Annotated in this window: 12 protein-coding genes; 5 read left to right on the top strand and 7 right to left on the bottom strand. The window is 55.5% G+C overall.

Annotated features, from left to right (window positions below):
* Positions 1-36: 36 nt before the first annotated feature.
* A complete protein-coding gene (locus Q31a_RS01945) occupies positions 37-2826 on the bottom strand; it encodes an FAD-dependent oxidoreductase (protein WP_145073196.1) in 2790 nt (929 codons plus the stop codon).
* Between the two features lie 35 nt (positions 2827-2861).
* Positions 2862-3086, bottom strand: a complete 225-nt coding sequence (locus Q31a_RS01940; protein WP_145073193.1) for a hypothetical protein — start codon at positions 3084-3086, stop codon at positions 2862-2864.
* 278 nt (positions 3087-3364) lie between these two features.
* On the opposite strand from Q31a_RS01940, the gene Q31a_RS01935 reads away from it, so the two are divergent.
* From Q31a_RS01935 to Q31a_RS01920, 4 genes are all read left to right on the top strand, one after another.
* The gene (locus Q31a_RS01935; protein ID WP_145073189.1) at positions 3365-4789 is read left to right on the top strand and encodes a M28 family peptidase; all 1425 of its coding nucleotides are present in this window, start codon (positions 3365-3367) and stop codon (positions 4787-4789) included.
* 330 nt (positions 4790-5119) lie between these two features.
* Positions 5120-6940, top strand: a complete 1821-nt coding sequence (recJ, locus tag Q31a_RS01930) for a single-stranded-DNA-specific exonuclease RecJ (protein WP_145073185.1) — start codon at positions 5120-5122, stop codon at positions 6938-6940.
* A 592-nt stretch (positions 6941-7532) separates the two neighbouring features.
* Positions 7533-9776, top strand: coding sequence for an outer membrane protein assembly factor BamB family protein (locus tag Q31a_RS01925; protein WP_145073182.1), 2244 nt, complete (start codon positions 7533-7535; stop codon positions 9774-9776).
* A gap of 15 nt (positions 9777-9791) precedes the next feature.
* Positions 9792-11444, top strand: a complete 1653-nt coding sequence (locus tag Q31a_RS01920) for an outer membrane protein assembly factor BamB family protein (RefSeq protein WP_145073179.1) — start codon at positions 9792-9794, stop codon at positions 11442-11444.
* A 248-nt stretch (positions 11445-11692) separates the two neighbouring features.
* Here Q31a_RS01920 and Q31a_RS01915 read toward each other — a convergent pair whose 3' ends face one another.
* Genes Q31a_RS01915 through Q31a_RS01905 form a run of 3 tightly spaced genes read right to left on the bottom strand, consistent with a single transcriptional unit; the run spans position 11693 to position 18655 of the window.
* On the bottom strand, positions 11693-12601 hold the full coding sequence (locus tag Q31a_RS01915; RefSeq protein WP_145073176.1) for a transglutaminase family protein: 909 nt from the start codon (positions 12599-12601) through the stop codon (positions 11693-11695).
* Positions 12594-15194, bottom strand: a complete 2601-nt coding sequence (locus Q31a_RS01910) for a circularly permuted type 2 ATP-grasp protein (RefSeq protein ID WP_145073173.1) — start codon at positions 15192-15194, stop codon at positions 12594-12596. The genes Q31a_RS01915 and Q31a_RS01910 overlap by 8 nt, the downstream gene beginning before the upstream one ends.
* Positions 15191-18655 (bottom strand): transglutaminase family protein, encoded by a 3465-nt coding sequence (locus Q31a_RS01905; protein ID WP_145073170.1) that lies wholly within the window; start codon positions 18653-18655, stop codon positions 15191-15193. The genes Q31a_RS01910 and Q31a_RS01905 overlap by 4 nt, the downstream gene beginning before the upstream one ends.
* A gap of 61 nt (positions 18656-18716) precedes the next feature.
* Here Q31a_RS01905 and Q31a_RS01900 point away from each other — a divergent pair, with 61 nt between their 5' ends.
* Positions 18717-18950: a hypothetical protein gene (locus tag Q31a_RS01900; protein ID WP_145073166.1), complete on the top strand. Its 234-nt coding sequence runs from the start codon at positions 18717-18719 to the stop codon at positions 18948-18950.
* On the opposite strand, the gene Q31a_RS01895 is transcribed toward Q31a_RS01900, so the two are convergent.
* Positions 18947-19945 (bottom strand): alpha-E domain-containing protein, encoded by a 999-nt coding sequence (locus Q31a_RS01895; RefSeq protein ID WP_145073163.1) that lies wholly within the window; start codon positions 19943-19945, stop codon positions 18947-18949. The genes Q31a_RS01900 and Q31a_RS01895 overlap by 4 nt on opposite strands.
* Before the next feature lie 86 nt (positions 19946-20031).
* On the bottom strand, positions 20032-21516 hold the full coding sequence (locus tag Q31a_RS01890; protein ID WP_145073161.1) for a circularly permuted type 2 ATP-grasp protein: 1485 nt from the start codon (positions 21514-21516) through the stop codon (positions 20032-20034).
* Positions 21517-21931 lie beyond the last annotated feature (415 nt).

Raw genomic sequence — 21931 nt, 5'->3', positions numbered from 1 at the left:
CGAAAGGGGGCAATGACATCTCCCTCACTCCTCGCGTCATTCCGCCCGACTTCCCGCGCCGCCAGCAATCGCGTCAATCTCTGCAAGCGAAAAACGAGTACTGATCACGGAGTTTTTCTCCGAGCCAGCACGATACTTGACGTAGGTCGTGGCCACGAATTCGCCGCTGGGGAGCAATTCGAGTCCAGGGTATCCGCAGTCGCTCCCTTTATAACTGTGCAAGAGTTTGACTTTGTATGCGCCCGCTCGCCCGCCGAAGATATCCTGATACTGTCCCACCCAGGCTACAAAATGGTTTTTCGTGGGGCTGTTGCGTCCCATATCACGGAACACGACCACCAACCGTCCATCGGGTGCGTAGCGAGCTTTGTGGCGATCTCCCTGCAACCCCGAGGGAAGATCTCGGACAGTCGACCAAGTCCGCCCCTCATCGTCACTCGTCATAAAGTGCCCCGCCTCAGTCCGCACATTCTCGCGCATTAGGCAGAGCAATTGCTGGCCATTGGGTGAGCGGATGACTTCGGGTTCGCAAGGTTTGAGATCCCCCAGATCGACCAGGATGCGCCATGGACTCCACGACACACCGCCGTCGCTAGATTCGCTCTGGACGATCACATTGGACTTGGGATCCTGCGTCTCTCCAGGTCGCCGCGCATTGGTAAGGCCAATCAGCTTCGCACCGTCTTCAACCGGGACAATGGTACAGAACGGCATCACGCACTCCAAACCATTACTGGTCATTGAAGACCACGACAGCCCGTTGTCATCCGAGACCGACTGATACATGCTGCCATCTGGCCCTTGCCCAGCAAAGACAAACAGACGCGTGCGTCCCTGCGGATCGGTCAAGCGGTAGAGGGCTGGGCAATTCCTCACCTGCCGCCAACTGTCCGGGACAGGCAAGAGCTCACTCCAAGTTTTCCCTCCATCATCACTGCGTTTTAGTGGCCCGCAAACGCCGCCATGCCCGATTGTCCACGTCGCTAGCATCGTTTCGCCATTGGGCAACAGCAACGTGGTCGGATGCCCCTGATACTCCTCCTCTGTCCCCTGTGCGACGATCACATGCCGTTTCGTATCCCGAGAGAGATCGATCGTCGACACCCCTGTTGCAGCCTGCGGACCCTGAGCTTGCACCGGCCACTCCAGTACTTGCCCATCCATCAAGAGCCGCGACTGTAGTGATGGGTAGTCCACCTGCTGCACCTGGGTCTCACGCTCGATGGCCAGACATGCCGCGGTGGCAGCGCTCTGGCTGGAGCACATGAAGACGGGCTCCATGCGAATACTCGCGAAGGCAGTATGGGAAGCGCTCAAGGCAAACGTCACCAGCAGGTTGGTGCACTCATTGGCCTTCGGCACCAGTGCGTCGTAGCCAATTGCATAAGGTGGCGCATTGCCACGTCCACTGGCGATCTTCCCCTCTCGAGTAACCACCCCCTCTTTGACGACCCGTCGAATCTCATGCACGTCGGTCCCGTAACTGCCCAGAGAAATCGGTTTCGGTGCCGCCTTTCGACCAAAGGTATGGTGTTCCGTCATCACGAAGTCGCTCACCATCCGCCTTCCCTCTCGGACGTAAATCTGGTGCGGCCAACCACCGTTGTCGATGAACTCATCCCGAGGCAGTCCAAACCGCTTAACCTCATTGCGAACCTTCTCTGGCACTCTTGGATCCGTTCGAAGAAAATGGAGCAAGCCCCGGTGATAATCTTCGTGCACTTTTGCAATTGCCTCCCTTTCGGAATAGGAGGCTTCGGGCCAGGCGTGACTGCCGCCTGGCAGATTGCCGCCAAAGGTGGCGGTGTTGAAGTCCCACTTGTCGTTCGGCAAGGGATCGTATTTTGAAAACCAGCGCAGGTCCATGTCATCATCGATCGCCAAACAGGCCTCGATAAACCTTGCCACAAGCTCGTACCGCTGCGGTTCATAGCTGCTTGGCGGCGCGATGGGAATTTGATTGTCCGGATTCGTGGTCAGGCACAGACGATAGCAATAGGCCTGCACGCCTGGAGCTGGCTCCCCCTCACTCCCTGGTGCACCCAATTGAACCAATGGCAGCAAGCCACTGCTTGGATCCTTGGGGACAACGTAGGGATCAAGCGGGAAATCTCGGTCCCACACGCCTTGCCCTCCCGGTACGCGTCCATGGGGCCCAGGCTTGAGATGTTTGGTGCGCGGCTTGTACTTCTCCGCATAGTGAATACCGTTGAGCTTCTCGCCATACTTCGCATTTCCTTCGCGTTGGAGAGTGTAGGAAACCTCCGCCTGCGCCATCAAATCGCCTTCATAGGTTGCGTCGATAAACATTTTCGCATGCACTGCCGTACCATCCTCCATGAGGAGTTCAGTGATGCGCGCGCCCTCCTTGTTCACCGAAGCCAGACGCGCCTCGTACCGCACTTGAATGCCGGCCTCGTCCGCCATTTGGTTGAACAATCTCTCGGCTTTGTGGGGTTCAATTGCGTAAGCTCCGCCAGTGGCTGGCCCACCCCCTTTCCCCTTGAATTCAGTGTCCCACGCCAATTCGACCCCAACCGTCGCGGCCAATCTCGTAAAATACTCGCGCGCAATGCCCCCCACCGACCTTGGATCACCGATGTCGACAGCACTCAGCCCACCTGAAGTCATGCCGCCAAGGTGTCGTCCTGGTTCGGCGATAACGACCGATTTGCCCATCCGTGCCGCTTGCACCGCCGCGACAACTCCACCGCTTGTTCCGCCATAAACACAAACATCCGCTTCGAGAATCCTCGACTGCGCGGCTGCATATTCCTGGAATAGCAAAAAGCAAATCAAGCACAGCAGGCGGGTAGGAAATTTCATATCGTGCTCTCCTGGGATTCGGAGAAATCCTCAATTTAGAAAAAAGGCAGACAAATAGGACCATCGAAATCAGTGGGACGCTGGATTTCCACAGACCGATCGGTGTGCGGACCGGAACAATGATAGCGGATGGGCACCACGCCTACGTCGGCCACCGTGTGCTGCTCTGGCATTTCTTGGGCAACATCCTTGAACCACAAGACTCGCAGATTCCACTTCGCTGCTCCTCGGATGTTTCCCAGGGTGTCTTTGCGTACCAATCGCTTCCTGCCCATAATGAGCCCGAAGGGGGCTAGCGAATGCGCGCTGAAACCTAGCGTTTCGCGAAGCGAATTGCGGTTCCACGAGGCGAGCTACCCGTCGCACTATTCGAATGAAAATGAACTGGGGAGTTCCCTTCGCCGCATGATTCCTCCCCTTCTCAATCAACAAGCCGTTTATTGATGGTGCTGCCGCAAGCGCAGCGTGCGATCCTTCCTGATAATGTTCTCTCGACGTTTTTCTATTCGACAAACTTTCGTTCGAAAAGCTCACACCGATGACGATGAAACTCTCTCTCCTGCCAGTCTACCTACTGGGTGTCTCCTTATTCTTCCCCACACGTGGGTGGGCGGAAGCGCCGCCGCAACTTGTCGACCTATCTCCCAACGAATACGCAGCCCTCGAACGAATCTCGGTAAACGCGGTGGCAGGCACCATTTCCTTCCTAGCTGCGGATGAACTTGAGGGTAGGGGGACTCCCTCTCGGGGGCTTAAAATTGCGACCGCCTATGCAGCCAGTCGATTGCGTGCAGCAGGTGCGACAGGTCTGGGGCCCGCTGGCAGTTTCTATCTGGAGTCCTCTCTAGAAGTGGTGCACACCTCGAGCCATGGACTGACAGTGCGCGGCCAGGATGGAGCCGGTTTCCGCAGCAGCTTGATCGATGGGCGCGATGCTTCCTTGGAATTCCAAGGGGAAGTCCCTCGCGCTAATACTAAAACTGCAGCCCAGCAGCGATATGCGGGTCCAGTCTTGCTGCCTGTCGGCGAAGAGGATCAAACTTGGCCTCCCCCCACGCCTTGGCTTCGCCGTGAAGCCAACCGACTTCAACAACAAGGTGCAACAGCAATCTTGCTCGAAGCCTCCTCCAACAGCACCTTTTGGAACTTGGCCACCACGCGGCAACAGACGGTGCGCGTCGATCGCTCACGAGATCGCTACGCACTGCCCATCGTGGTAGTGGAAGTAGGGAGCCTAACGGACAATCACCTTTTAGAGCTAAGCATTCCAGCGAACATCGTCGAATCGACCACGGTGCGCAACGTGGCTGGGATCATCCGCGGCAGCGACTCCGTTTTGGCGGACGAAGCGGTGTTGTTTACCGCGCATATCGACCACTTGGGATTAACCGCGTCGGGTGAGGATCGCGTCTACAACGGAGCCGACGATGACGCTACCGGAGTAACCGCCGTCCTGGGCTTAGCCGACGCCTACGGTAGCCTCGAAACGGCTCCGCGGCGTTCGGTGATCTTCACGCTCTTCTGGGGCGAAGAACTCGGTCTGCTCGGCTCGAAGCAATTTGCTCAAGCACCTCCTTGGCCCTTGGATAAAATCATAGCCAACATCAATATTGAAATGATTGGACGCCCTGAAGCGGAAGCAGAAAACAAAATGTGGATGACTGGCTGGGAGGCGTCGGACTTAGGCGAGTTGATGAATGCTGGTTCACGGCGACTGGCTGTCGAAACCTTCCAGCACCCGAGCTACAGCGCGCGTCTGTATCGCGCAAGTGACAATTTTTCCTTTGTGCAACAAGGAGTTATCGCCCATAGCTTTTCGGCCGGGTCACTGCATGACGACTACCACCAACCGAGCGATGAATGGGAAAAACTGAACCTACCGCACATGACCCAAGTGATGCGGGGCTTGTTTGCCGGTTCGCTCCCCCTTGCTCAAGGAGAGGTCACGCCGAGCAAGCGGTAGACAGTTCTTAGATGCACTACCCACCGAGTTCCCAGGCAAGGTGGTCTGTGCGCCCAACAGACATTTTGCTTAACAAAAGTAGTGGAGGCAATTTCAGTTCGCCCCCAGCGGTAGCTCGGGTTCGAAAAGTGGCGTCCCAACGCCACGACGCGCACAAGCCAGCAGGGTTCCCCCCTGTCTATTGAAAATGCCTTTGAACTGGCCGTTCGCACTGGCCGCCTCGCCGATGGCTAGCTCAGGATCCCATCCGACGACCTACAGCAATCTGCCGCCAAGGGGTATCATGGATGCTCGTGGAACGCATTGACGTAAGACTTAAGGAGATCCCCGATGACTGTCGAACCAGAATCGAAGCTGAGCGGCCCCCCGAGCTCAGCGACTGCCGTCGCGCGGCCCTCGGAAAAAATTTGGAAGTTTCCACCGCACGATGTGGATACCGTCAACCTTTTGGCGGAGCGCTGCGGTGTCTCGCCCATCGTTGCCCAATTGCTGCTGAAGCGGGGAATCACCTCGAATGCGGAGATCCGCGCCTTTCTTCACTCCAAACTCACCGACCTGCGGCCCCCCGAGGAGTTGCCGGGCTTGCCAGCAGCAGTAGAACGCATCATGCGGGCAGTCCATGAAGCTGAAGAGATCGTGGTATACGGTGACTACGACGCAGACGGCATGACCTCTACGGCCATACTCTACCGCTGCCTAAAACTGCTGGGAGCTAAAGTTTCCTACCATCTTCCCAATCGGATGGAAGAGGGTTACGGCCTGCATGTAGATTCCATTGAAAAGCTAGCAGCCCGTGGCAAGCAATTGGTAATCACGGTCGATTGTGGAATTGCCAGTCTGGAGCCAGCACGTCGGGCCAAGGAGCTCGGACTGTCCCTGGTGATTACCGACCACCATCGTTACGGCGATGAATTGCCTATTGCAGACGCCATCGTCCACCCGGCCCTGCCCGGCACGAACTATCCATTCACCGGACTGTGTGGTGCTGGGGTAGCCTTCAAGTTGGCATGGGCCTTGTGTCAAAGCCATACTGGTTCTCCGCGAGTCTCGGAGCACCTGCGCGACTTCCTCCTCCAGGCGGTCGGCTTGGCAGCGATTGGTACGGTGGCCGATGTCGTCCCGCTGCTCGATGAAAACAGGATCATCGTTCGCAATGGGCTTAAAACGATCCACAATTCCCCATCGGTCGGTTTGCGGAAGCTGATGCAAGTCACCAAGATTGATCAGAAATCAGAGCTCGGCTCCGAGGACATCGGCTTCACACTCGCGCCGCGACTGAATGCGGCCGGCCGTCTGGGGCAAGCTCAATTGGGAGTCGAGTTACTGATCACCGAAGATGAGGCGCGAGCCGAAGCGCTGGCCAACTACATTGAAGAGCTGAACGAGAATCGCAATAAGTTGCAACGCAGCATCCAGCTCGCCGCATCCAAGCAACTCAAGGAGATCCACTCTCCCGAAGACGATCCGGCCTTTGTATTGGCCGCTCCCAACTGGCATCCGGGAATCATTGGGATTGTGGCTGGTAGGCTGGCCGAAAAGTACAACAAACCGGTGGTCATCATCGCCTTGGACAACTTGGGGGTTAAACCTGCCATGGGTTCGGCGCGAAGCCCCAATGGTGTCAACCTGCACGAAGCGTTGCAACAGTGCCAGGAGCTATTGATCTCCGGTGGTGGGCATGCAGCGGCGGCGGGATTGAAGATTGAAGAAGCCAATGTAGCGGCGTTCCGGTCCGCCTTTTTGGAAGCGGTATCGGAACAGGGGGAAGCCGCCGGAGCACGGCCAGAACTGTCTTTTGACGCCGAAGCGACTTTTAGCCATCTCGACCTTGCCACCGTCAGCCAAATTGAGCAGATGGGGCCCTTTGGCATGGGCAATCCCCGACCGGTTTTCTGCGCACTGGGGGTAGCCTTGGTCGAACCACCCAAACCGCTGGGAACCACGGGCCGCCACCTGAGTGTCCAGCTCGTTCAATACGACAAAAAAATGCGGGCGGTCTCGTTTGGAACCGCCGACGAGTGGCTCGCAGAACTGGAGCAAGTTCAAGCGCCCATCGATCTCGCATTTCGTCCCGTAATCAATGAATTCCGTGGATTTCGCAAAGTTGAAATCCATATGGTGGATTGGCGTGGGCAGGGAGCCAACCAATAAACGCTAAGCACCATCTGCGATTTCGACGCGTGGAGAAGCCCAAGCCATCGTGCTAGCCACGAATCCTAGATTCTGCCGAAACTCGAAAATGCATGTGGTGTTTGGTACAATGAGGGTTCTCCCCCTACGCAATCGCCCCACCTAGTCCTGCCAACCAATATTCCCCACGCGGCTCTGCGGCCGATTTTTGCACGGTTGCCGCAACGCGGCCTAGCATTCAGCCTCGCCAATCCAGCCAATTCCTGCCGAAGTGACGCCCCGAACGGAATTGCACCGCCTCCGCCACTGGATTCAGTCCTGACTTCGGTGGATACTAAGCGGTGAGCGAGACTACTAGTCCACACTGGTGCCCAAACCAAGCGTTCCCAAGCTACCCTTTAGTGGTGGCCCAAGTACAACACCATTCCCATCAAGTCGTAAGACCCAGCCCGGATTAATCAGGACCGCCTAAAACCAGGGTGTGATCACCCTCCCGCTTGTGGAAGCGGCGCGAGTCCTTCGGGCTTGGGGTTGCTCGCTCAGCCCCACCGGGGCATACAATCCACTTTATGTTCGATACTCAACTCTATTTAGCTCCTAGAGGCCTTTAGGCATGAAATCTCGAAACTTCGCCGGCAACGTGCCGGGGTATCCCGTCCTGCGGAGGACAACCCTAGCCTTAATTGCGTTCGCGCTACTTGCTCCTCTGGCCCCTGGTACTTCCGCTGCTGAACCGGCCGACTGGTTCCAATGGCGTGGCCCAGAGGGCTCTGGCGTATCGCGCGAAAAAAACCTTCCCATCAGCTGGTCCCCCAAGGGAGAGAATGTCCTTTGGAAAAACGCGGATTACGGAACGCGTTGCACACCGGTAGCCATGAATGGCAAGCTGTACGTGGTGACCCGCTACAAACCAGAAACCACCGAAGAGGGTGAACGCTTAATCTGCATCGACGGAGAGACCGGAGATTTGTTGTGGGAGCGTGCCCACAATGTCTTCCTATCCGATGCCCCTGCGGAACGCGTTGGCTGGGCAAGTCCCGTTGCAGATCCTGAATCAGGCAACATTTTCTGGCTCGGACTGGGTTGCGCCTTCGAATGCGTCGATGGCGAGACGGGCGAAGTCCTGTGGCACCACTCGATGAGTGAAGAGTATGGCATGCTCAGCACCTACGGTGGACGCACCAATTTCCCCATCGTCTTTGAAGACCTTGTAATTGTCAGTGGTGTAATGACCCAATGGGGCGAAAACGCAGTCCCAGCCCACCGCTATGTCGGCTTCGACAAGCGCACCGGAGCTGCCGTGTGGTTTAGCAGCACGACACCTAAGCCCAAAGACACGACCTACAGCACCCCTTTCCTGACCACCTTTGACGGACAAGCCGCTCTCGTGTTTGGCGCCGGTGATGGTAAGGTTCACGCCATGCAGCCACGAACCGGAAAGCTCATCTGGTCGTACAAACCGTCCAATCGCGGCATCTTCACTTCTCCAATTGTGGTCGACAATATCGTCTACGGCGGTTTCCATGAGCAGAGTACAACCGACACGCGAATTCGCGGCGGAATCTTCGCGTTCGACGGGCGAACCGAAGGAGAAATCAGCGAGGAGGATTTGCTGTGGAAGATCCCGGGCAGCGAAATCGAGAAGGGCCAGCCACTGGTCATCGATGGTCGGCTCTACGTCGTCGACCTGTTTGGCAAGCTGATGGTCGTCGATGCCAAGACGGGTGAAATCATCCAAGAAAAGAAGGTTGGGCGGCGCCCCGCCACTCTGCTCTTTGCAGACAATCGTATCTACTGCACCGAAGCCACCGGAATGTACTGGGTTTTTGAACGCACCGAAGAGGGCGTCGAAGAACTCGAACGCATCCGACTCAACAAAGAAGAATTGCTGGCCGGTCCCATTATCAGCAATGGTAAGATCTACGTCACGACCAGCGAACACATCTACTGCATAGGCAAAAAAGACGTCGTCCCCGAAGCCGATGCGATGCCTGAATTGCCAGGGGAAACTCCCAAGAGTGAAGATCAGGAAATCGCACATATCCAAGTTGCCCCCGTCGAGGCCATCCTGGCACCAGGGCAAACAACGCCCTATCAAGTGCGAGCCTACAACAAACTGGGACAATTCCTGAAAGTCGTCGACGCGGAATTCTCAGTCGAAGGTGGTGGAGAGATCTCTGCGGATGGAACCTATGTGGCTCCCGAAACGCAGGAGCACACGCCCATCTTCGTGACCGCCAAGGTCGGCGATGTCAGCAGCACCGCACGGGCCCGCATCATTCCACCTCTCCCCTGGTCGTTCGACTTCAATGACAAGCAAGTCCCCGTGACTTGGATTGGGGCCGCATACCGCCAGCAACCCAAAGATGTGGACGGTGAATCGGTACTCGTTAAAGTTAACACGATTCCCCTAGGCACGCGCAGCCAGAGTTGGATGGGATGGACCACGCTCAGCGATTACACCGTCCAAGCCGATCTCAACTCCACGATTCAAGAATCGACCGGTGAACGTGCCGACATGGGTGTCATCAACCAACGCTACACCCTCGACCTGATGGGTAAGAATGAACTGCAGATTCGCTCTTGGACATCGCGTTTGGAAAATCGTTTCGCCAAAACCATCCCTTTCGAATGGGATGAAAACACTTGGTATACGATGAAATTCCAAAGTGAAAATCACGATGGGAAAACGACCTTGCGAGGTAAAGTTTGGAAGCGTGGTACCGAAGAGCCAGCCGACTGGAGCATCGAAGCCACAGATGACGTTCCCAACACGACCGGTAGCCCTGGCTTGTTCGGCAACGCTCAAATTACTTCCTTCTACATCGACAATGTCAAAGTCTACGACAACAAATAATAAGGCACCAAGAACATGCAAAAACTACTAGTACCTCTGATTGCGTTGAGCTGCAGCGCCGCGGCGTTGCAACCGACCAACGCAGCAGACTACGATTCTGTAGCCGAAGTGAAAAAGGCGAAGTCAGAATTGAAGGTCAACGCAACCGACTGGCCCCAATGGGCCGGGTCACACCTGCGCAACAACGTCACCGATCAACCCAACGTCCCGACGACTTGGGACGTAACGACTGGCGAAAACGTGCGTTGGACCGCTCCGCTGGGCAGCGAAACTTACGGCAACCCTGTTATTGCCAATGGTCACGTGTACGTTGGAACCAACAACGGTGCCAGCTACGTAAGCCGCTATCCGTCGAACGTTGATCTAGGTGTTTTGCTATGCTTCGATGAGAAGGATGGCACATTCCTGTGGCAACATTCCAATGAAAAACTTCCTACCGGACGTGTTCATGATTGGCCGGAACAGGGCATTTGCGCGGCACCATTGATCGACGGCGAACGATTGTGGTATGTCAGCAGCCGTGGCGAGATTGTCTGCCTCGACACGCAAGGTTTTCACGATGGTGAAAACGACGGTGTTAAAACCGAGCCCAACGAGAACAAGGACGAGGCCGATGTGATCTGGAACGTGAACATGATGAAAGAGCTGGGCGTCTCGCAGCACAACATGTGCAGCTGCTCGGTAACCTGTTCCGGTGACATGCTCTTCGTTAACACCTCCAACGGTGTCGATGAAGGACATATTAACATTCCCGCAGAAACGGCGCCTAGCTTCCTGTGCCTCGATCGCAATACGGGAAAAATCTTGTGGTCGGATAACTCCCCAGGAAGCAACGTCTTGCATGGCCAGTGGTCGTCCCCCGCCTACGCCGAACTCGGTGGCGTTGGACAAGTTCTTTTTGGCGGTGGAGATGGCTGGCTCTATAGCTTTGATGCAGCCGGCGATAATGGCAAATCGAAGCTGTTGTGGAAATTCGATTGCAATCCCAAACCCTCCCTCTACGTTCTCGGTGGCTCCGCAACTCGAAACCATATCATTGCCACGCCCGTCGTTTACGACGGTCTGGTCTATGTGGGAGTTGGTGAAGATCCGGAGCACGGTGAGGGTGATGGACACCTGTGGTGCATTGATCCTACCAAGCGAGGCGATGTGAGCCCAACCATTGTCTACAACACCGCGGATCCCGATAAACCGGTGGACCACAAACGGCTGCAAGCCATGGTCGCCAAAGACGGGGATTTCGAACGGGACAACCCAAACTCGGCAGCAGTTTGGCACTACGTTGGTAACGACCCTGAGGAATTTGAAGAAACCATGCACCGCACTTGCGGAACCGTGGCTATCAAAGACGATATCCTGTTCGTTGCTGACTTCAGCGGGGTCTTTCACTGCTTGGACGCCAAGACCGGCCAGGCTCACTGGACCTACGACATGTTTGCCGCCTCCTGGGCATCTCCACTGATCATCGAAGATCGCGTCTACATTAGCGATGAAGATGGCGACATCACGATCTTCAAAATGTCGACCGAGCAAGAGATCTTGGAAGAAAACAACATGAACAGCGCTGTTTACACCACTCCGGTGGCTGCCAATAGCTCTCTCTTCATCGCCAACCGCAACCGGATCTATGCACTGGAAACGGGCGCTCAGAGCGACGTCGAAGAATAGGCTCGGCACGACACCTGCGAAACTCAACCACGGATTGCGGAACACCCGTGTCCGTGGTTTGAGGTTTGCCAGCGAAGCGACGCGTTTCCATAACAAGCTGGCTTGGGAATCCAAGCCAGTTTTTTTACGCGCACGAAGTAGTCGAGCAGCACTGGTTCGCCAGCGGGCCCCTCCAAGTCATCAGCTTGCGGATACCCTCACTCAGATACCAGTCGCTCCGATGCCGGCGTCCACTCAATAGCAGACGGTTATTCGACGGGACAGACATCTACCGAAACGTCAATCCGATGCCTTCCTCCCCCTAGGAAAACTCCACGCACAGGCACGACATCATCGTAGTCGCGACCACGCGCCACGGGGACATGGTCGCAATCACAGATGCGATTGTTCGTCGGATCCAAATCGACCCAACCATGCTCGGTACCACAATACAGTGAAACCCAAGCATGAGATTGATCGGCTCCCACAAGTCGCTCTTTTCCTGGTACCGGATGAGTTCTCAGATAGCCGCTGACATACCGCGCGCTCAAGCCTAGGGAACGCAAACAAGCGATTTGGACATGCGCAAAGTCTTGACATACCCCTCGCCGAATACCGAAAGCCTCCAGTGTGGGCGTGTACACGTGCGTGGCTTTGGAATCGTATTCGAAGTCTTGGTAGATGCGTTGCGTTAGCTCCAACCCGGCTTCCAGAATGGGACGCTGCGGTACGAAACACTGCCGCGCGTATTCGGCATACGCCTCCTCTAGGAAGATTCGGGTTGATGGAAATTGAAACTGACAGACATCCATCCAGCGAGGATCGGTTTGCTCACGCACCCCTTGAACGACGCTCTCCCAGCTAGGAGATGGATCGCTCACCGAAATTCGAGCAGGTGTGACTTTGACTTGCCCACTGGCAGTCACCACCAACTGCCGATGATTTTCCTCCAACGAGAATGCATGCAGCTGATTGCCAAAGTAGTCCTCACGTCGGGTAATGCTCAGCGGCACCGGCTTCACCGTCAACTTATAGCTAGGTGAAACGTCGACTCCAAACTCCACGCGTGGGACTAACATTACTAGATTGTGCGAGACCCTAACCGGCGTATCGTAGTTGTAAGTCGTGATGTGATTTACGCGATAGGTGGCTGTCTCTGCCGCGGTTTGCTTATCCATTTCCATCCGCTCCCAAACCACGACTGTAGTGTCGCTGTAAGCCTGCATGAATCAAGAACTTGTTGGAAACCTCGTCAGCCAGCTTGGGGAGCCGGGTTGCCGTCAAAGACAATACCTTGTGCAAGGCCGATAGCTCTCCCCGATTGTCTGGCACGGAAACCTCGTAAACGTTGCACAAACGGACGGAATTGTAGGTCGATAGCGCCAATCGCTGCTCGACCGATATTCCAGCCTGAGTCTCCGACCGTGGCAAGGCATCGATGTGCTCGCTGATCGCCCGCAGCTGATACGCCAGCGAACGAGGATTGCTATCATCCACGACTAATAGATCAAGCACAGCTGCCAGATCAACATGCGCCAGGTAACGACCACGATAGGTCATGTAGCTGTCGCAGATCTTAAGACTCGCTTCCAGGGCCGGAGTCAATCCCTGCGGCTGCAGCGGTAATAGCGTGGTTAGGATCTTGACCGTTTGCGCACCACGTTCGATTCGCCGTCCTAGGTCAAAAAACCTCCACCCCAACGTACGGGTCATGCTCTCACTGGCCAATCCGCTAATCGCACTCAAGGCTTGCACGGCGTTGTCCAACAACCACAACAATTCGTAGGGGCCGTCCTCGTCAGCAGCGATTTGCGTTTCGAATTGCTCTTTCAATTCCGTAACGATGCGATAGCTATCGATGGCAATTCGATCACGCACCTTGGAGGCCGAACCATGCGCCAGATTCACCACATTGCGTAGCGATGCAGGGTTCTTGAGATCCATTGCGCCTCGCACAATCCGTTGTATTAAATCCTTGACCGAGATTCCCTCGACAGCCCCGTCTCCGTCCAACTGTTTAACGAGCGAACACACCTCAGGCAATCGGGACAGGCCACTGCTGGTCGCATCCTCTCCAGTTGCTTGCTGCAGCGTGATACGCAGAATCCTGGCAATTTTCTCAGCTCTTTCGAGATTCCGTCCAAACCAAAATAGATTGTCCGCCACGCGGCTAGGCAGCTCCGAGCCACCGCGTTTGAGTTCGGCTTGCTGACCATCGACGCTCAACAGCGAAACGATTGGTACGCTCTCACGAGCGACGATCCAGACATCTTGGCTCTTCTCTCCGCTGGTCATGTCCTGCAGGAGCGCATCGGCATCGGGAGACACGCGTGCCAAAGCCCCAGGCAGAGGATAATACCCATCGTCCTTGGCAACCATAAACGCCCGCAGCGCCACGGACCAGGGCTTCAGTTGCCCAGCATCCCACACCGGAGTCGTGGACCGGGTGATGCGTTCTTGCCCAACAAACAGCTGGGGCGTTGCTGCAATCTTCGCCGACAGCTCCTCGCGCTGCTCTGCCGTCATCATGGCTGGAACTAACGGTGCTTCATCTCGATCTCGAAAGGCGGAGCGAATGACGACTCGCTCCAAGTTTTCCTGGACATACTTCAAGCCGTGGGGCTGTCCACACCACCACGTAGCCACCGACGGAATTTTTAAGTCCTGTCCTATCAGATGCCGACAGATGGCGGGTAAGAACGCAGCCAACATGGGAGCTTCAGCGTAGCTGCTACCGAGTGAGTTCGCGACCGCCACGTTGCCGCTGCGGATCACCTCCAGCAACCCCGATATTCCGTCACTACCGCTGGTCAACTCCGAAGGATCGCATCGATGATCGTCTAACCGCCGCAGCAGAACTTCCACGGGCAACAAAGCGCCCAGCGTTTTGAGCATGACTCGGTTGTTGCGAACCGCTAAATCGTCGCTCTCAACCAGCGTGTACCCCAGATAGCGAGCTAGAAACGCATCTTCGAAATACGACTTACTCTTCGTGCCACGCGACCAAATGGCAATCCTGGGATTGTCGCGATAACGCTTGGCCAAGTCGCGCAGCGCACGCTGAAAGGTCATGAAAAAGGAAGCCAGGCGATGGACATTGCCATTGGAAAACGCCACGGGCAACATGCGAGAAGCGATCAGACGGTTCTCGAGAACATATCCCAGCCCGGATGGGGACCGAGCTCGATCCGCAGTCACCCACCATTGCCCCGAAGGATCTCGGGCCAGATCGGCCGCATACAATTGGACGTGCTGAATGGGCCGATTCACCAAACCATGATACGCAGGAAAGTACTGCGGGTTGGCAAATAGCAACTCCGGGGGAACAACTTTCTCACGCAGCAGAGTTTGAGGCCCGAGAAAGTCCAGGATGATCAAGTCGATCAACTGGGCGCGCTGTGCCAACCCCTCCGCGACTCCATTCCACTCGGCTTCCGGGATGACCAGTGGCACTGGATCCAGTTTCCAAGGTCGCGAGATCTCGCTCGCATCATCATGCGGATTGAAGACGACACCTTCGGCGTCAATCTGCCGCTGTGCCTGCGCAATCCGCCGCTCTAGCTCCCGAACGGAGAGCGTCCCCAGATTTTCGAATAATTTCGGCCAACCATCGCGCAGCGTTCCATCTTTGGTAACCGCCTCATCGTAGGTGCCATTCAATCCACGATAATTCGATAGCTGCTTTTCAAGTAAAAGTAGATCTCCCCCACTTCCATCTTGTGGAAGCGGAACCACTTTTACCTGAGCATCCGCCTTACTCAGTCTATTCATTCGGGCTTCGGCATCCGCCGCAGGTCGAGGGTCAGTGGGAAAGAAGAATTGGTCTCCTTTGCCGGCACCTCAATGGTTCCCGGCGTGTGTCCCATTTTAAAGAACCGCGCACCTCGCCGCGCCTCCGCTTCGTTCGCATTTACGGGAAATGTCTCGTAGTTGCGTCCGGCTGGATGGGCTACGTGGTATCGACACCCTCCCAACGAGTGCCGAGCCTCAGTATCGATGATATCGATCGTGAGCGGGGTATGGACGGGGATGGTCGGATGTAGGCAACTTGGCGGCTGCCAAGCTCGGTAGCGAACCCCGCACGCATACTCACCTGCATTGCCGGTGGGATGCAGCGGTAAACGCCGTCCGTTGCAGCTCAACACATGCCGGCGGTGTGTCAGCCCACGCACTTTGACCTGCAAACGCTCCACCGAGGAATCGACATAGCGGGCCGTCCCTCCCCCGGTCGGTTCCTCACCCAAAACATACCAAGGCTCAATTGCGTCGCGCAATTCCACCTGCATCTGATCCACCGCAAATTCACCAATGACCGGAAATCGGAATTCAAAATGTGGCGCAAACCATTCCTTCTGAATTGGGAATCCTCGCCGATTCAGATCTTGAATGACATAGCCGAAATCATCCCACACAAAATGGGGAAGCATGAAACGATCATGCAACGTCGTTCCCCACTCAATCAGCGGTTCCTCGTAGGGTGTATCCCAAAACGCAGAGACCATCGAGCGAATCAACAACTGCTGCGTTAGGCTCATCTCATAGTGAGGGGGCATTTCAAAACCACGGAACTCGAGCAGGCCGAGCCGCCCCGTACTGCTATCTGGTGAGTAGAGTTTGTCGATGCAAAATTCAGCTCGATGCGTGTTGCCCGTCAAATCGGTCAACAGATTGCGGAACAAGCGATCCACCAACCAGGGCGGGCAATCCTGCCCACGAGGTGGCACCAAACTGCAAGCCAATTCGAGCTCGTACATCGAATCGCGACGTCCCTCATCAACCCGCGGGGCCTGACTCGTTGGCCCGATAAATTTCCCGCTAAACAGGTACGACAGCGACGGGTGATTTACCCAATACGAAATAAAACTCTTGAGCAAATCGGGACGCCGCAAGAAAGGGCTGTCCGTGGGATGGGCTGCCCCCAACACAATGTGATTTCCTCCTCCCGTTCCCGTATGCTGACCATCCAGGTCAAATTTCTCCGTCCCCAAACGCGTCAGTCGAGCTTCAGCGTGCAGTTCACGGGTGATGGCCACCAGCTCGTTCCAATTGGAGGCTGGGTGGGTGTTCACCTCGATGACTCCTGGATCGGGTGTGACTTTCAAGACTTCGATACGCGAATCGTGAGGTGGGGGATAGCCTTCCACTACGACCGGCGCCTTCAATTGCCGCGCCGTCGCTTCCACGGCGGCCACCAAGTCTAGGTAGTCTTCGATCCGCTCCGTAGGCGGCATAAAGATATGCAAGTTACCGCTGCGCGCCTCGACACACAGGGCCGTGGGAACCACTTGATCAGCAGCCACAGATTCCGACTCGGCGTCGATTTCTTCAAGCTTGAGTTTAGCCGCAGCCTCACTCAATTTCGAGTTGCCCAATTTGAACTCTCGCGGATCCTTGAGCGGCTTCGCCGTGATGCCGCGCTCGGTCTTCTCTTCATTGGCCAATCTCTCAATCTGTAGACCAGCGTTGTTGGCAGACGATTCGTCGGATCGCTGCTGCGCATTTTGCTGACGTGAATACAGTGGCTGCGGAAGCTCATGAACCGGTGCGGTCGGATCGATGGGAATCAGCGGCTCTGCAGGACCAGTAGCGGAGTAGGGGAGCGAATCGAGTGGTAGGCGAAGACCTACGGGTGAATCGCCAGGCAACAAAAAAAGACTCTCCCCTCGCACCGGCCAAGGGCCGCTCGTCCAACGTGGTTGCGCTTGCCACCACTGCCTCCGCAGCGGTAGCACAAATCCAACTGGCGTCCCCAGCCCCTGCTCGAAAACGCGTACCAAGCGGGCGCGATCTTCCGGACTGCCCAACTGAGGATTGCTCGGATCGACATTGACCGGCAAACGCTGCTCTTTCACCAAAAAGTGAGCAATGTCCTCAAAGGCAGGGCGAATGTACTTACGCGAGACACCCAGTGTGACAGCCAAGGCGTGTGCAAAAACTCCCGCATCCTCGTGGGTTAACCCCTGATCGACCGAAGTGTCTGCAATCAGATCGGGATCCTCCCAAATCGCCACTCCATCCTTGCGCCAAAAGCAGGCTAATGCCCATCGTGGAAGCGATTCTCCAGGATACCATTTGCCCTGACCGTAACTCAGCAATCCACCTTGGCCAAAACGCTCTCGCAATCGTTTGATCAAAGTCTCCGAGAGCTGCCGCTTCTCAAGCCCTACCGCCTCGGAATTCCACTCGGGTCCATCCATGTTGTCAATGGAAACGAAGGTGGGTTCCCCTCCCATCGTCAGCCGTACATCCTGCGCCGCCAATTGCTCATCCACGCGCTGACCTAGCGCATCGATCACCGACCACTGCTGAGGCGTGTAAGGCTTCGTTACCCTCGGATCCTCATGGATGCGCGTCACGGACATCGCATGATCGAACTCAACCTCGCATTCGCCAATCGATCCTGAAATTGGTGCGGCGGTCATCGGGTCAGGAGTGCAGGCAAGAGGAATATGTCCTTCGCCAGCCAGCAAGCCGCTCGTGGGGTCCAGTCCCACCCAACCGGCTCCCGGCAAGTAAACTTCGACCCAGGCATGCAAATCCGTGAAATCGGCTGTCGGGCCTTCGGGACCGTCCAGGGGTTTCAAATCAGGGGCAAGTTGAATTAAATATCCGGAGACAAACCGCGAGGCTAAGCCCAGTCTGCGCAATACTTGCACCAGCAACCAGCTCGAATCGCGGCAGGAGCCACTGAGGAGCGTCAACGTCTGCTCGGGAGTCTGAACCCCTGGCTCCATCCGAATGGTATAGCTGATATCGGATTGAACTTTTTGATTCAATCCCACTAGAAAGTCGGCCGTATTTTGCGGGCCACGAGCTTTGATTTCCCGCTGCACCTGCGCTAGGTACTTTTCAAAATTGGGGGTTTCTGGCAACACCTCCAGGAACGGCTTGAGCTCGCGTCCCAACCATTCTTCATAGACAAAGGGGAACTCTTTGGCGGCGTCTTCGATAAAGAAATCAAAGGGATTGATGACCGTCATGTCCACGATCAAATCTACTTCAATCTCCAAACCGTGCGCCGGCTCTGGGAAAACACAACGGGCTTGAAAATTGCCGTGTGGATCTTGCTGCCAGTTCGTAAAGTGCTCGCCAGGCGTGACACGCAAGGAATAACTCTGCACCGGAGTCCGCGTATGCGGGGCAGGGCGGAGGCGAATCAATTGCGGATGAATCGTTGTGGGGCGATCGTAGTGATAGGTAGTACGATGATTGAGCGCGACACGAATCGTCATGTTGGAGCCTAACTGGCGTTGTCTTCAAAAAAGGAAAAGAGACGGGCGAAATTCCCCCGCCTTGCATTCATCATCCCAAACTTCGGTGAAGTTCATCGGCGCTGCTGCCATCGCAGCCTCAGACCACTTCACCCTCTACGCTGCCACACACGGGTTGCGGATCGCCTTTATCCTAGACGACGTCCTGGACAAGGCCAAAATGCTCGCACTTCGCCAGCCCATCTGCCCCCCTCAAGCAACTCAACAGATCGGCCACTCAACCGACAAGCCATTCGTGCCCCAAGCTGCAAGCTAGTTGGTCAGACTCTGAGATTGCGACTGCGTTGCCGACAGGAGCTTGACCGGTGTTGCGTGCAGTTCATCGCGTCGCGCGAAATAGGTTTCATGAATGGCTTCCCCCAGACGATTCAATTCCTTCTGAATCCCATCGATGAATTCATGCAAGCCGCCGTTGATAACTTCCTTAGCGGTAACATTGCACAACTTTGCCTCGATGGCCGCCGCCTGCTTGAGGGCAATATTGTCTTCAGGCCCTCCTACGCGATTTAAAGAACCGATCGCAGTTCGCACACAGTAGTGAATTGAGCGAGGAAATTTCGTATCCAACACGAGGAATTCGACCACACGATTAATGGTCAACGAGTGATAGCGTTTGCGGTACATTTCAAACCCGCTGACCGAGCGCAGTACGGCCGACCAAAGTAGATCATCGAGCGTGGTATCGACATCATCAAAGGAGGGGAGGAGTGTGAAATATTTAACGTCCAATATGCGGCTCGTCTTGTCTGCCCGCTCAAGGAAGCGACCGATGTTCGCAAAGTACCATCCCTTGTCGCGGGACATGGTGCTGTCAAAGACGCCGTTAAACAAGTGACTCTGCCGTTTAACCTCAGTGTAGAAATCGGAATTTGCCGCTGCAGCGCCTTGCAGGGCCGCATGCTTGACCGCCAGGTAATTTTCGTTGAGAACCTCCCAAGCTTCCGATGAGATCGCTTCGCGAACGGTCCGCGCATTCTCACGAGCTTGACTCAAGGAACTAAGAATTGAATTCGAATACTCACGGTCAAACGTCAAGAAATTACGTACATTGCTCGCCGTAAACTCGCCATAGTGCTCGCGGAAGTACTTTTCATCCGAAGTGGTCCTGACCAGTGGCTCCCACTGTTTGGCAGCCGCTTCGGGCTGGTCGAGAATCACATTGGACGAAACGTCGATAAAACGCGCCAGGTTTTCCGCTCGCTCGATATACCTCGTCATCCAATAGATGGAATTTGCAACTCGACTTAGCATTCTGAGTTCCTAAGCTGTACCTACGTAGATTAATATTGCGAACGAAGCTGAAATTCAGCAAATGTGCTATTTTTCAACGGAATGCACTAGAGCGTAACTTTCAAATCAGTCGCATCGAGCTCTTGATCTGCGATTACCCAAGTATCCTTACTTCCACCACCTTGCGAAGAGTTCACGACGAGCGATCCCTTCTTAAGGGCCACGCGGGTTAAGCCGCCCGGCAGGACCCACACCGAATCCCCGCCATACAGCACATACGGCCGAAGGTCGACATGTCGCCCTTCAAAATGATCGCCAACGTTCGTGGGAACCCGCGACAACGCCAAGGTGGGCTGGGCAATATAATTGCGGGGATCGTCTTCGATGCGTTTGGCAAACTCTTGCCGTTGCTCCAAAGTCGACTGCGTGCCGATTAACATTCCATACCCCCCCGCTTCATTGGCCGCCTTAACAACCAATTCATCCAAATGTTCCAGCACATACTTGCGATCGTCATCCCGCTCACAAATATAGGTCGGCACATTGGGCAGTACCGGCTCTTCTCCCATGTAGTAATGGATCATCTCCGGCACATAGGCGTAGATGACTTTGTCGTCGGCAACTCCCGTTCCTGGCGCATTAGCCAAGGCCACATTGCCTTGACGATAGGCGTCCAACAAACCAGGCACACCAAGCATCGAATCTTTGCGGAAGTGCTTGGGGTCCAGGAAATCATCGTCGATGCGTCGGTAGATAACGTCTACTTTCTCAAGCCCGTCGGTCGTGAGCATATAGACGATGTCATTCTCAACTACCAAGTCCTCCCCCTGCACCAGCTCAACACCCATCTGCTGCGCTAGGAACGAGTGCTCGTAGTAAGCCGAGTTAAAGATTCCCGGGGTTAGCACAACCACCGTCGGTTCCGGATTTCCGTCCGGACTAATACTCGACAACGTCTTAAACAACTGCGCAGGATAATTGATCACCGGCCGCACGTTCGAATCGGCGAACATCTGCGGGAAACTGCGTTTCATAACCAGCCGATTTTGCAGCACATACGATACGCCGGACGGACAGCGCAAATTGTCTTCGAGCACGTAGATCGCGCCATCGCTGTGCCGCACCAAATCGGTACCAGTAATATGGCACCAGACCCCCTTGGGAGGCTTGAGCCCGATGCATTGCTTCCGAAACGACTTGGCTTTCTCCAGCGTGTGCCGTGGGAGAATCCCGTCTTTGACAATTGCTTGGTCGTGGTAGATGTCGTCAATGAAGCGATTGAGGGCTTCAATGCGTTGCTTCAGCCCAGCTTCAATATGCCGCCATTCGAAGGCCTGCACGATGCGCGGAATAACATCGAATGGAAAAATCTTTTCGGTTCCAGCCTCGTCGCCATAAACCGTAAACGTGATTCCCATCCGCATCAGAGCGCGTTCGATCGACTGCTGCCGCGTCACCAATTCCCCGGGCGGAAGCTCGTTGATGCACTTCAACAGTGGCTCAGCACCCTGCCGCGGTACACCGTTGGCGTCCAGCATCTCATCAAAGAAATTCTCGGTTTGATACTCGCCGAAGTGATGATGATTCGTCATGGGCGTCCATACAGAAAAGAAACGACAGTCCGCAGAAATCTTCCGCAGCCATAGCTTGATAAATTGAACACGTTCTGTCCGCCCTACCAGCACTATAGGCAAAGTGGGCTTAATTTTAAAGGTGTCCTGCGGTGTTCGGAGCACACATTTCACGTAACTTACACGCTCCATGACCAGGCACGTGCGACTTGTCGATGTGGGTACGCCTTCCGCTCCAAACCCAAAACGCAATTCGACGCATGAGCAAGCTACGACTTCCGCTCTTTGCACGACTAGGGGGTCGGCCCTCAGTGAACAATCCAGTGAGCGAGTGTCAGGCACTCCAGCCCGCCCCATGCGACGACTTACAATGGGGTCAAGGCGGCAAGATCCCCCCAATCGACGGTAAGCGTCCAGACGGCGAGCACTGTGGGGC

Origin of the sequence: Aureliella helgolandensis (genome assembly GCF_007752135.1) — a bacterium.
GTDB lineage: Bacteria > Planctomycetota > Planctomycetia > Pirellulales > Pirellulaceae > Aureliella > Aureliella helgolandensis.
This window is presented reverse-complemented; position numbering and strand designations above follow the sequence as displayed.